The organism is Aquicoccus sp. (genome assembly GCF_041686535.1).
In the GTDB taxonomy this organism is placed as follows: domain Bacteria; phylum Pseudomonadota; class Alphaproteobacteria; order Rhodobacterales; family Rhodobacteraceae; genus Aquicoccus.
Genome location: NZ_JAWLDS010000063.1, coordinates 5,920 through 18,677, shown reverse-complemented (window position 1 = coordinate 18,677; position 12,758 = coordinate 5,920). Strand labels below are relative to the sequence as shown.

Genomic DNA, 12,758 nt, shown 5'->3' with positions numbered 1-12,758 from the left:
ACGGTGGTGCGGGGCAATTGCAGTTTCGGGATGTTCTCGAACTTTCCCGAGAACGTGGATGATGCGCTGCGTCAGCGGGCGGGAGCGCGGTTCCTGGTGGACGGACCGCAGACGCGCGAGGATTACATCGACATCCTGCACCTCCTGATGGGGCGCAAGCATGACATCCCGCTGGGCGATCACGCGCTTTATGCCGCGCAGGAGATCAAGCGCGCGGTGGCGCGGTCATTTGAATCGCATGAGCGGCCGCATGAAGAGGGGCTGATCAAGGTTTACGAGCGGCTCGAGGCCGAGATCGGGCGGCTGGACACGATTGCCAAGCTCGGCACCTATCTCAAGGCCATCCAGGAGGCCGACCCGCGGTTCACCGGCCGCGCGATCAAGAACATCACCGACGCGGTGAAGGTGCGGGCGATGGATTTCGAATTGCCCGACGAATGGATGGAGGAGCCGGAGCTGTTCCTGTTCAAGGATTACGAGACCAAGGCGGGCATGATCGAGGAGTTGCGCCAGCCGATCACGGCCGAGATGGTGATGCAGGAGATCAACCGCTACGCGGATTCGGAGTTTCGCTATGCCGACAAGTCCGACGAGGTGGCGATCGAGGGCATGGTGCGCGACATGGAACGGACCGAGGCGGCGAAGAGACGGTATCTGGAGGGGAAGGATGGGTAAGCCCCTGTTGACCCGATCGCACATAGGGCAGCGCCGGCCCGCGGGGGGGCGTGAAGCGCCGCCCCGCGGGCCGGCCCTGCCCGGCGGTGCCGCCGGGCGGAGGTTGCACGGATGAAACGCCTGATCGAAAAGGGTCTCATGTTCGGCGGGCTGATCGAGGTCTCCAGCCCGGCGCTGATCGAGCGGTATAACCGGGCGCTGGAGCATCTGACCGGCAAGCGCACGGCGCTTGACGATTTCCATATCGACATTTCGGGCTACAGCCCCGAGGTGGGTGACGAATTGGGTGATCATCTCTACCTCAACCATGCGGGGGTGAACCGGCAGTTCATCCTGCTGACCACCGAGCAGAAGCGCGCGCCCTTGCTCAACGCGAAATTCTCGACCTCGCGCGGCATCCTGCGACAGTTCATCGACGCCAACGAGGCGCAGCTTTTCGCGCTGACGGCGCGCGACGCGGTGGCGGGGGAGCTGGTCAATTCGGTCTACACGATGGAGCGCCCGGCACAGCTTTTCGATATTCACCGGGTGATGGTCGAGGCCGACACGACCCGTGGCACGGTGCGGCAGGCCGGAAAGCTGGCCGACCTGATCGACCGGTTCAAGACCGAGAAAGACGCCTGGTTCGACGATGTGCTGATCGCCGAGATGATCGGGCTGGCGCAGGAAACGGGCGACGTGACGCGAAACCCCGTGCAGCTTGAGCGGATGGAATTTCAGCAGGAGAATTTCTGGACCGCGCATTTCGGCGGGCTCTACCTGTTTCGCGGGGTAACGCATCCGGCGCTGATCTCGATGGGTGAGCGGATCGACCCGGAGACGATCCCGATCAAGGTGTCCCTTGTCGCGCGGGACCGGTCGCAGATCGCGCGGTTCCTGCAAGCCAACGACCTGGTCGAGCCGATCGTGAAGGCACGCGGCGTAGATGCGGCGGCGATCCTGCGCCAGAAGATGGATTTCATCGTCGTCGATGCGGCGCAGGCGGCGGGGGTTGACCTGAGCGGGGCGACGCGGGCCGACATCAGGGCGCTGGCACGCCGGAATGCCGAGCGGTTGCCGCGGGAATACCACACGCTGAACGCCTTGGTGAACTGGGCCGAGAACCGGGGCAAATGGCCGGTGATCGACAGCGACGACCCGGCCTATTTCTATACGTTGCGGGCGAGCGACCATCCCGACCGTGACCTCGTGAACCAGTTGCTGGCCGAGTTGGCCCCAAAGGATGTGCGCCAGCTTTTCATCTGTCACAAGGAGCTGTTCTATCGCCTCTATGCAGGTTGGAGCGAGACCAAGAAGAGCTATGTCGCCGATTTCCTCGAACGGGAATACCTCGTTGACAAGGCCGGGGCGCGCGAGGCGCTTTTCGGGCATGACGCGCCGCTTGACGATGACGGCGCGGTGCCGCAGGAGGGCATGATCGCACGGGTCGGACCGTGGGGCGCGGTGCGCGGGGCAACCGCCGGAAAAAGGAGCGGACCATGGGGGGGTTGATCCGGTTGGTGATCTTCGGGTTTCTCGCGCTCAGCGTGGTATATGTCGTGGTGTCGATCTATTCACGCTCGGTCCGGCGCGAGAAGCTTGAAGAGAGCTGGGATGCGGACCATCCAGATGGCGGTGACGAAGAGGCACGCAGGGCCTATATCGAGGACGGAATGCGCGCCTATGAGACCGGGCTCAGGCGCAAGCTTATCGTGCTGGTTTATATCGTGCCGGCGGTCGCGGCCGCCGTGACGATCTACATGGTGAATTGAGAAAGGGGGCACCGCCCATGATGACCTATGTGAAATGGACGTTCCGCATCGTGCTTTGGTCGGCCCTTTTCGCCGTGGCCCATTACTCGTTGCCCCAGCATGACATGGTGCGCGTGGTGAACACCTACCAGGAACGGCAGGACCTGGGCGACTGGACGCGGATCTTCTGGGCGCAGCCCGACGACCAGTCGGCAAGCCTCGCCAACCGGGATGTGCAATTCATCCAGACGATCCGGAAAAAGACATGGTTGCTCGGCTTCTACCGGACCGGCGGCGAAGAAACGATGGTCTATCGCAACGAGGACACAGGCTGGTCCTGGCCCTTCTATTTCAAATTCGACACCGCGAACCTGCAGACCGAGGCGGATGATCTGAAATCCAGGAAGGAAGACCCCGAATGGGCGGTGATGACGCATTACGGCTGGCGCAACGAATTGCTGTCCACCTTTCCCAACGCGGTGGCGATCCGGCCGGTGGACTCGCCCAATGTGACCGTGATCCCGTGGTTCAACATCTTCTTCCTGATCTTCGTGATCATCGGCTTCGCCTTCATCCGCGCGGCGTGGCGCCAATTCCGCGAACGGATGATCGATCCGGCGGTTGAGGATGCAGAGCAAGGCTGGGATGAGGTGAGTGATCGCATCGACGAGAAGCGCGGACGGTTGCGGCGCTGGTTCCGGTCCTGGCGATCGGGCCGGTGACACCGGTTTTCCGCCGGGCGGCCCATAAGTCCAGATTGCCATGCGCCCCGGTCCAGTCTAGCCTGTGTGCCCATGACGATTTCAGTGGACACCTTCTTTCTCGACCCGACGGCACAGGGCACGTTGCAATCCCAGATTCAGCGGATCGTGGCCGAGGGCATCCTGTCGGGGCGGTTCCGGCGGGGTGAAAAGCTGCCCTCGTCGCGCCGGTTGGCCGCGCATCTGGGCGTGGCGCGCATCACCGTCACCGCCGCCTATACCGAGCTCGTGGCGAGCGATTACCTCGCCGCGCGTGGGCGGTCGGGCTATTTCGTCTCGGATACCGCGCCCGAGCCACCCGATTTCCCGCCCCCACCGCCGCGACAGGACAGTATCGACTGGTCGCGCGCGCTGGGCCAGCGGTTCTCGGGCGGGGTCACGCCGGTCAAGCCGCAAGATTGGTCGTCCTATCGCTATCCCTTTGTCTATGGCCAGACCGATCCGACGCTGTTTGACCACGCAAGCTGGCGGCAATGCGCGTTACAGGCGCTGGGCCAAAAGGATTTCGCGGCGCTCACTTCGGATTATTACGATCAGGACGATCCGCAGCTCGTCGATTTCATCGCGCGCCATACCCTGCCGCGCCGGGGGATCATGGCCGGGCCGGACGAGATCCTTGTCACCATGGGAGCGCAGAACGCGCTGTGGCTCGCTGCGCAGGTGCTCCTGACACAGCGCAGGCGGGCAGCGATCGAGGATCCATGCTATCCGGCGCTGCGCGATATCCTGACCCAGTCGCGGTGCCGGGTGACACCTGTTCCCGTAGATGCGGGCGGGCTGCCACCCGAGGCAATCCCCGCGCGCACCGACGTGATCTTTACCACGCCCAGCCACCAGTGCCCGACCAATGCGACCATGCCGCTGGACCGGCGGCAGGCCCTGCTGGAACGGGCCCGCGAGATGGACGCGCTCATCGTCGAGGATGATTACGAATTCGAGATGTCGTTTTTGGCGCGGCCTTCGCCTGCGCTCAAGTCGCTCGACCGGGACGGGCGCGTGATCTATGTCGGCTCGTTCTCGAAATCGCTGTTCCCGGGCCTGCGTCTTGGCTATCTCGTGGGCGCCGCGCCGTTCATCCGCGAAGCCCGCGCGCTGCGCGCCAGTGTCATCCGTCATGTGCCCGGACATATCCAGCGCACGGCGGCCTATTTCCTCAGCCTTGGCCATTACGACAGCCTGATCCGGCGCATGGGTGACACGCTCAGACGCCGTCACGAAGTGATGAGCGCCGCCATCGCACGCCACGGGTTGCAGGTATCGGGGCGCGGCGTCTTTGGCGGCTCGTCCTTCTGGATGCGCGCGCCCGACGGGATCGACAGCGCGGCGCTGGCGGAGCGCCTCAAGCCCGAGGGCGTGCTGATCGAGCCCGGCCAGCCGTTCTTTGCCGAATTCGCAGACGGGCAGAGCCATTACCGGCTGGCATATTCCTCGATTCCCGAAGACCGGATCGATACCGGGCTGGCGCTGATCGCCGCCGCGATCGCGCCCCAGTCTGGACCTGGAGCGGCCCTCTAACTGGCCCTAACACGGAATCGCATCGCCCCGTATTTTCACTGTAATCCCGACCGAATCGAATTTCCGATCAAAGGACGAAAACAGATGAAAATGACCACCGAGGAAGCCTTTGTCAAAGTGCTCCAGCGCCATGGGATCCAACACGCCTTTGGCATCATCGGCTCGGCCTTCATGCCGATCTCCGATCTCTTCCCCCGCGCGGGCATTACCTTCTGGGATTGCGCGCATGAAGGCTCGGGCGGGATGATGGCCGATGGCTATACCCGCGCCTCGGGCAAGATGTCGATGATGATCGCCCAGAACGGCCCCGGCATCACCAATTTCGTCACCGCCGTGAAAACCGCCTACTGGAACCACACGCCGCTTTTGCTGGTGACGCCGCAAGCCGCCAACAAGACCATCGGCCAGGGCGGGTTCCAGGAAGTCGAACAGATGAAACTCTTCGAGGACATGGTCGCCTACCAGGAAGAGGTCCGCGACCCCAGCCGCGTGGCCGAAGTCCTCAACCGCGTGATCGTGAACGCGCGCCGTGCCTCGGCCCCCGCGCAGATCAACCTGCCGCGCGATTTCTGGACCAAGGTGATTGACATCGAATTGCCCGAGATCGTCGAGTTCGAACGCCCACGGGGCGGGGTCGAGGCGCTTTCGGAGGCGGCGAAACTTCTCTCCGAGGCAAGGTTTCCCGTCATCCTGAACGGTGCGGGCGTGGTGCTGGCCGAGGCGATCCCGGCGTCGATGAAACTGGCCGAGCGGCTCGATGCGCCGGTCTGTGTGGGCTATCAACACAACGACGCCTTCCCCGGCTCGCACCCGCTCTTTGCAGGTCCGCTGGGTTACAATGGTTCCAAGGCCGCGATGGACCTCATTGCCAAGGCCGACGTGGTGCTGGCGCTTGGCACGCGGCTCAACCCGTTCTCGACCCTGCCGGGCTATGGAATCGACTATTGGCCCAAGGACGCCAAGATCATCCAGGTCGATATCAATCCCGACCGGATCGGCCTGACCAAGAAGGTGAGCGTGGGCATCGTGGGCGATGCGAAACAGGTGGCCGAACAGATCCTCGACGGGCTTTCGGAGGGGGCAGGCGATTCCGGGCGCGAAGAGCGCAAGGCGCTGATCGCTCAGAGCAAATCGGCCTGGGCACAGCAACTTTCCGGCATGGACCACGAAGAGGACGATCCCGGCACCAGCTGGAACGAACGCGCCCGCGACGCGAAACCCGACTGGATGAGCCCGCGCATGGCCTGGCGCGCGATCCAGGCGGCGCTGCCGCGCGAGGCGATCATCTCGAGCGATATCGGCAACAACTGTGCGATCGGCAATGCCTATCCGAGCTTCGAGGAAGGGCGCAAATACCTCGCCCCCGGGTTGTTCGGCCCCTGTGGCTACGGCTTGCCCGCCATCGTCGGCGCCAAGATCGGCTGCCCGGATGTGCCGGTCGTGGGCTTTGCCGGTGACGGGGCGTTCGGCATCGCGGTCACGGAACTGACCGCGATCGGGCGCAAGGAATGGCCGGCTGTCACGCAGATCGTCTTCCGCAATTACCAGTGGGGCGCGGAAAAGCGCAACTCGACCCTTTGGTATGATGACAATTTCGTCGGCACCGAGCTTGATGAAGAGGTCAGCTATGCCGGCATCGCCAAGGCGTGCGGCCTGCAAGGCGTCGTTGCACGTACAATGGACGAGTTGACCGATGCGCTTGACCGGGCAATCAAGGACCAGATGGCCGGCAAGACCACGCTGATCGAGGTGCTGCTCAACCAGGAGCTGGGCGAGCCCTTCCGCCGCGACGCGATGACCAAGCCCAACGTGGTGGCCGGGATCGACCCGGCGGACATGCGCCCGCAACAGGTCTGAGCGATGCGTTCGCGCGAACCGTGCCCGTTTTCCGCCCCGGAGAGCGGGCGTCAGCCCATCGCAGCCGTGACCACCGCCGAGGCCACGATATCCTCGACCCGCGCGCCCCGGCTCAGGTCGCAGACCGGGCGCCGGAAGCCTTGCAGGAACGGCCCCAGCGCCTGTGCGCCCGCCAGTTCCTGGCACAGCTTGTATGCGATGTTGCCCGCGTCGAGGTCGGGAAAGATCAGCACGTTGGCATCCCCTGCCCCGGCGCCTTTTTTCGCCGCGATCTGCGGGTTCAGCGCCGCATCAGCCTGCACCGGCCCCGAGAAACCGGCCCGTTCCGCCGCCTCGCGCACGATCTCCACGCTGTCCCCGGCCCCGCTCGTGCCGGTGGAAAAGGACAGCAGCGCCACCCGCGCAGCCCCGAGAAGGGCTTCGCCCGACCGCGCCGAGGCAAGCGCGATATCCGCCAGTTGCGCGGCATCGGGGGCCACGTTCACCGCGCAATCGGCGAACACCATCTCGCGCCCGTCGGGGAACAGCATCACGAAGAACGACGACGGCACCGCGATCCCCTCGGCCGGGCCGATCGCCATCGCTGCAGCCTCGATCACGCGCCGCGTCGGCGCATCGGCGCCCGCGATCATGCCATCGGCCTCGCCCGCCGCGACCATCGCCGCCGCGCGATACAGGGGCTTGGCCAGAAGCCGCCTTGCCATCGCCTCTTTCATGCCGCGCGCCGAGACGAGGGCGGCCACCTGCGCCTCGGACACATCCGAAAGCGCCAACGGCTCGCACAGCCCCTCGGCCCCGAGCCGCGCCGCGGCCTCGGCCACGCGCGGCTCGTCCAGCTCGGGAAAGACCAGCTTTGCCCCGCTGCCGCGTGCGCGCTCGTACATGCGATCCATGAATGCCATGACTGCCCCCTTGTTTCCCGAAAGGAGACCACAATGACAGACACCGTCAAGATCAATCGCGGCCTCAAGGGGGTCTATTTCGAACGCTCCGGGGTGAGTCATATCGACGGGGCCAAGGGTGAGTTGACCTATCGCGGCTATTCGATCCACGATCTGGCCACGCATTCGACGTTCGAAGAGGTCGCTTATCTGCTGATCCATGGCGAATTGCCCAACGCACAGGAACTGGCCGATTTCGACGCCCGGCTCAAGACCGCCCGCACCCTCCCTCCCGAAATCCTCGAGATCATCACCGCCTGCAAGGATGGCCACCCGATGGACGTGCTGCGCACTGCTGTGTCGGCCCTGGCCGCGCTTGAACCGGCCAGCCGCGAAACCGGCGAGGATGCCTTTGTCGAAAACGGCATCCGCCTGACGTCACAGGTGCCGATTATCATCGCCGCACACGAAGCGATCCGCAATGGCCGCGCCCCCACGCCGCCCGATGCCGACCTTGGCCATGCCGCCAACTGGCTCTGGATGCTCAAGGGCGAGAAGCCCAGCGCCGACGCCGCCCGCCTCGCCGATGTCGATTTCATCCTGCACGCAGAGCACGGCTCCAACGCGTCAAGCTTTGCCGCCCGCGTCACCGTGGGGACCGAGGCCAACCTGCATGGCGCCATCGTCACCGCACTTTCCACCCTCGCCGGCCCGGCCCATGGCGGTGCAGCCGAGGACGTGATGAAGATGGTTCATGAGATCGGCAAACCCGAGAACGCCGCCGCCTATGTCAAGCAGAAGCGCGCCAATCGCGAAGCGGTGACAGGCTTCGGCCACCGGGTCTATCGCGCCGAAGACCCCCGCGCGCGGCACATGCGCGACGGTGTGCGCAAGCTGGGCGAGGAAATGGGCGCGCCGGAATGGTATGAAATCCTGCAAGCCGTGGTCGAGGCGATGAAGCCCTATGCCCGCCACGGACTCAACGTGAATGTCGATTTCTATTCCGGCGTGATCTACCAGTTGCACGGCATCCCCATGGACCTCTACGTGCCGATCTTTGCCATCGGGCGCATGCCCGGCTGGGTCATCCAGTGCATCGAACAGCAGCGCCAGAACATCCTGATCCGCCCGCTCACGCTTTACAACGGCCCGGACACCCGTGCCTATGTGCCGATAGAGCAAAGATAGCGGCTCCCCTGCAAAAGCACCCCTCTCTCTTTCTTGGGAAAATACTCATTCTTCAGATATCACCGGGGGCGCCTACCGGAGTCACGCTGCCCGGGCCGATCGCAGCGAGGCCCCGCCGCCGCGACGTGGCGCAGCCACGGCGCAAACCCTCGCTCAGCGCAGCGACCGCCCCTTGCGGATCGCACCCGGGCCAAAGCGCGCACGAATGGCATCGCTGGCCCGTTCCGCCCCGCTGCGCCGGACCGCGCCGGGATCGAGCAGGTCGGGCGTCCGGTCGGCCTCGGCCTCCGCGACAAGATCGGAAATTCCCACCCCGATCAGCCGGTACGGCCCCTGGTCCCCCACCGCCTCGAACAGTGCCCTTGCGGTGCGATAGATCCTGTCGGCCATCTGCGTGCCGTCGCGCAGGCTCACCCGGCGGGTGAGGGACGTGTGGTTGGCGCGCTTGAGCTTGAGTGTCACCACCCGCCCCGCAAGCGCCCGCGCCTTCGCCCGATCCGAGACATTCTCGGCCAGCCGCCAGATATGTCCGTCGAGCAGGTCGGGGTCCGAAGTATCCTCGAAGAACGTGGTCTCGTTCGAGATCGACTTGACCGGCGCATTGGCCGAGACGCGGCGCCGGTCCTCGCCGCGCGCAAGATGATAGAGCCGGTCGCCGATCGCGCCGAACCGTGCATGCAGGTCACGCTTGTCCCATCTGAGCAGGTCGGAAAAGCGGTGAATCCCCGCCTTGTCCAGTTGCGCCTGCATCGCCTGCCCCACGCCCCAGATCATCCGCACCGGCTTGTCATGCAGAAAGGCAGCGGTTTCCGCCTTGCCGATCACCGAGAACCCGCTCGGCTTGTCGAGGTCCGAGGCAATCTTGGCCAGGAACTTGTTATGCGAGAGCCCGATCGAGCCGGTCACGCCCAGTTCGTCCTTCATCCGCCGGACCAGCCGCGCCAGCATCACCGCCGGGGGATGCCCGTGCAGCCGCGCGGTGCCCGTCAGATCGAGAAACGCCTCGTCGAGCGAGAGCGGCTCGATCGCGGGGGTCAAGTCCTCCATCATCTTGCGGATCTCGCGCGAAACTTGGGCATAAAGCTTCATCCGGGGCGGGAGCACCACCGCATCGGGGCAGAGCTTCAGCGCCTGGAACATGGGCATGGCCGATTTCACACCACGGATGCGGGCGATGTAACAGGCGGTCGAGACCACGCCGCGCCGCCCGCCGCCGATGATCACGGGTTTGGAGGCAAGGTCGGGATTGTCGCGTTTCTCGACCGAGGCATAGAAGGCATCGCAATCCATATGCGCGATCGAGAGCGTGAAAAGCTCGGGATGGGCGCGCACATGCGGGCTGTGGCAGGCCGGGCAGCGCGGCCCTTGGTCAAAACTGTGCAGGCAGGAACGGCAAAGCGCGGGCATGGGAAGCAGAGTACGCCCCTTCGCCGCGCCGCGCCAGAGGCGAGCGCATCCGCAAAATTGTTCCACTGATGCGCTTGGGCTTTTCTTTCCGTCCCAAAACCGCATTATCAGGGCAGGTTTTCGTTGTTGGAAAAGGATGTTTCTCATGAACCCCGATCAGATCCTGGCCGAATCCCAGGGCAGCGGCCTTGTCTGGCTGCTGCTCGCCGGTTTCATCATCCTGTGCATCCTTCTGGGGGTGCGGATCGTGCCGCAATCGGAAAAGCACGTGGTCGAACGGTTCGGGCGGCTGCGCGCGGTGCTTGGGCCGGGGATCAACTTCATCGTGCCGTTTCTTGACCAGGTGCGGCACAAGATTTCGATCCTCGAGCGGCAATTGCCGGATGCCATGCAGGATGCGATCACCTCGGACAACGTGCTGGTGCAGGTGGAAACCAGCGTGTTCTATCGCATCATCGAGCCGGAAAAGACGGTGTACCGCATCCGCGATGTCGATGGCGCGATCGCGACCACCGTGGCGGGGATCGTGCGGGCCGCGATCGGGCGGATGGAGCTCGACGAGGTGCAGTCGAACCGTTCGGAACTCATCGCCGAGATCAAGGAGAATGTCGAGGACGCGGTCGAGAACTGGGGGATCGAGGTGACGCGGGCCGAGATCCTCGATGTCAATCTCGACGAGGCGACGCGACAGGCCATGCTGCAGCAGCTCAACGCCGAACGCGCCCGGCGCGCGGTGGTGATGGAGGCCGAGGGCAAGCGCCGCGCGGTCGAGCTTCAGGCCGATGCCGAGCTTTACGCAGCCGAACAGGCCGCCAAAGCGCGGCGCATCACCGCCGATGCCGAAGCCTATGCCACTAGCGCGGTGGCCGCGGCGATCCAGGATAACGGCATGGAGGCGGCGCAATACAACGTGGCTCTCAAGCAGGTCGAGGCGCTGGCCAGTGTGGCGGCCGGCGAAGGCCAGCAGACCGTCATCCTGCCTGCGAACGCGGTCGATGCCTTCACCGATGCCTTCCGGATGCTCAAAGGGGGCAAGTGATGGGCTGGGAGGTCTGGTGGGCATGGATGGCCGGGGCGATCGTCCTGGCCATTCTCGAGGTTCTGGCGCCGGGTTACGTGTTCCTCGGCTTTGCCGTTGGTGCAGCGGTGATAGGGGTGCTGCTGCTCTGGGGCGGCGGGGTGGCCGCATGGCTCGGCGGCTCGCTTTCCATGATGGTCCTGATGTTCGCGATATTCTCGCTCTTGGCCTGGCTGGTGATGCGCAAGGTCGTGGGCGTACGCAAGGGTCAGACCCGAATCTGGGACCGCGACATCAACGAGGACTAGTCGGGGCGAGAGCTTACGAAACCTCTGTTTCCCTGTTTCCGCCTCCTCAACGATCCGCCGGAAATCCCCGATATTATCGCATCCGCGCCCGTATTCTGCCCCATTCCACGGCCATACCGGGGAATGACCAAGAATACACCGAGGGATCGAGCATGGACCGTCTGACTGAAATGGAAGCCTTTGCGACAGTCGTGGACCAGGGGGGGTTCACCGATGCCGCCAAGAAGATGGGAATCTCGAAATCCGCCGTCTCGAAACATGTCTCCTCGCTCGAAGCGCGGTTGGGTGCGCGGCTCCTGAACCGGACCACGCGCCGTGTGAGCCCGACGGAAATCGGGCTGGCCTATTACGATCGCGCGCGGCGCGTGCTGAACGACGCGGGCGAGGCGGATGCGCTGGTCTCCTCGATGCAGTCGGACCCTTCGGGCCTGTTGCGGATTTCCGTCGCGACCGATTTCGGGGTGAATCATCTGAGCCCGATCCTGGGTGAATTCCTGGCCGATTTTCCCGACATCACGGTTAATATGGTGTTGAACAACCGTTACGTCGAACTGATCTCGGAAGGGTTCGACATGGCGATTCGCATCGGCGAGCTCGAGGATTCGACCCTGCGCGCCCGCAAGCTGACCGAAACCACCCGGCGGATGATCGCCAGCCCCGAGTATTTCAAGCGCTATGGCCGCCCCGAACGGATCGACGATCTGAACGAACACAAGCTGCTGCACTACTCGAACCAATCGGCGGGAAACGTGTGGAAGATCACCGCACCATCGGGCGAAAAGCGCCAGATCCGCACCGCCGGCTGGCTGAGCGTGAATGACGGGCAAAGCCTTCTGAACGCGGCGATTTCCGGCCTCGGGATCGCCTATCTTCCCAGCTTTCTCTATGCCGGTGCGATGAAACAGGGGCTGGTCGAGGACGTGATTCCCGATCTGCCGATCGAGACCCAGGGCATCTACGCGGTCTATCCGCCGGGCCGTTTCACCCAGCCCAAGGTCCGTGCCTTCATCGACTTTCTGGTCCATGCCTTCGCCGAAAAGGGCCCGAGCGACTGGTAGACCCCGCCTTTCCCCAAGGGGCCGCATCCCTGTGCCGGCCCCCACCTCGATTGGCTCCGGACCCGTTCGGAGCCAATTTTTCATTGCGATTCCCCTGGCCCGGCGCCCGGCGGGGTTAACACCGCAACATGGTCACGAAACCACGGGGTGACTTGCGGCTGCCGCCCGGCTGCCGGGCGTGCACCGCCACGCTACCGCCTGAGCTGGCCCCGAAGCGGTAAAGGCACCGTGCGCTGGCACAGGGCAGCATGGGTTCTTTCTTGGCAAAAATACTCATCCGCACCGTCCTTCATGCATGCCGAACGATGGATATCCGGGCCCGACCGCCCGGTTTCGCACGGGCCGAGCGAAGCGAGGCGC

Annotated in this window: 11 protein-coding genes and 1 pseudogene; 10 read left to right on the top strand and 2 right to left on the bottom strand. The window is 64.4% G+C overall.

What is annotated here, in order from left to right:
- From ACESL9_RS12605 to xsc, 6 genes and pseudogenes are all read left to right on the top strand, one after another.
- Positions 1-675 (top strand): annotated as a pseudogene (locus ACESL9_RS12605) (AAA family ATPase); the annotation flags it as partial.
- A 111-nt stretch (positions 676-786) separates the two neighbouring features.
- Entirely contained in the window at positions 787-2,166 is a 1,380-nt protein-coding gene (locus ACESL9_RS12600) for a DUF6638 family protein (RefSeq protein WP_372613498.1), read from the top strand.
- Complete coding sequence (locus ACESL9_RS12595) at positions 2,154-2,426, top strand: hypothetical protein (protein ID WP_372613496.1); 273 nt, start codon at positions 2,154-2,156, stop codon at positions 2,424-2,426. The genes ACESL9_RS12600 and ACESL9_RS12595 overlap by 13 nt, the downstream gene beginning before the upstream one ends.
- 20 nt (positions 2,427-2,446) lie before the next feature.
- Complete coding sequence (locus tag ACESL9_RS12590; protein WP_372613494.1) at positions 2,447-3,127, top strand: DUF1523 family protein; 681 nt, start codon at positions 2,447-2,449, stop codon at positions 3,125-3,127.
- A gap of 72 nt (positions 3,128-3,199) precedes the next feature.
- Positions 3,200-4,681 (top strand): PLP-dependent aminotransferase family protein, encoded by a 1,482-nt coding sequence (locus ACESL9_RS12585; RefSeq protein WP_372613492.1) that lies wholly within the window; start codon positions 3,200-3,202, stop codon positions 4,679-4,681.
- Positions 4,682-4,765: 84 nt separating this feature from the next.
- Positions 4,766-6,538 carry a sulfoacetaldehyde acetyltransferase gene (xsc, locus tag ACESL9_RS12580; RefSeq protein ID WP_372613490.1) on the top strand — a complete coding sequence of 591 codons (1,773 nt, stop codon included), beginning with the start codon at positions 4,766-4,768 and terminating at the stop codon, positions 6,536-6,538.
- A gap of 50 nt (positions 6,539-6,588) precedes the next feature.
- On the opposite strand, the gene ACESL9_RS12575 is transcribed toward xsc, so the two are convergent.
- Complete coding sequence (locus ACESL9_RS12575) at positions 6,589-7,440, bottom strand: phosphate acyltransferase (RefSeq protein WP_372674917.1); 852 nt, start codon at positions 7,438-7,440, stop codon at positions 6,589-6,591.
- A gap of 33 nt (positions 7,441-7,473) precedes the next feature.
- On the opposite strand from ACESL9_RS12575, the gene ACESL9_RS12570 reads away from it, so the two are divergent.
- Positions 7,474-8,607 carry a citrate/2-methylcitrate synthase gene (locus ACESL9_RS12570; protein WP_372613486.1) on the top strand — a complete coding sequence of 378 codons (1,134 nt, stop codon included), beginning with the start codon at positions 7,474-7,476 and terminating at the stop codon, positions 8,605-8,607.
- 153 nt (positions 8,608-8,760) lie between these two features.
- On the opposite strand, the gene ACESL9_RS12565 is transcribed toward ACESL9_RS12570, so the two are convergent.
- The gene (locus ACESL9_RS12565) at positions 8,761-10,014 is read right to left on the bottom strand and encodes a DNA polymerase IV (protein ID WP_372613484.1); all 1,254 of its coding nucleotides are present in this window, start codon (positions 10,012-10,014) and stop codon (positions 8,761-8,763) included.
- A gap of 145 nt (positions 10,015-10,159) precedes the next feature.
- On the opposite strand from ACESL9_RS12565, the gene ACESL9_RS12560 reads away from it, so the two are divergent.
- From ACESL9_RS12560 to ACESL9_RS12550, 3 genes are all read left to right on the top strand, one after another.
- Positions 10,160-11,053, top strand: a complete 894-nt coding sequence (locus ACESL9_RS12560) for an SPFH domain-containing protein (RefSeq protein ID WP_372613482.1) — start codon at positions 10,160-10,162, stop codon at positions 11,051-11,053.
- Entirely contained in the window at positions 11,053-11,340 is a 288-nt protein-coding gene (locus tag ACESL9_RS12555) for an NfeD family protein (RefSeq protein ID WP_372613480.1), read from the top strand. The genes ACESL9_RS12560 and ACESL9_RS12555 overlap by 1 nt, the downstream gene beginning before the upstream one ends.
- A 152-nt stretch (positions 11,341-11,492) precedes the next feature.
- Positions 11,493-12,398, top strand: coding sequence for a LysR family transcriptional regulator (locus ACESL9_RS12550; protein ID WP_372613478.1), 906 nt, complete (start codon positions 11,493-11,495; stop codon positions 12,396-12,398).
- Positions 12,399-12,758: the final 360 nt, after the last annotated feature.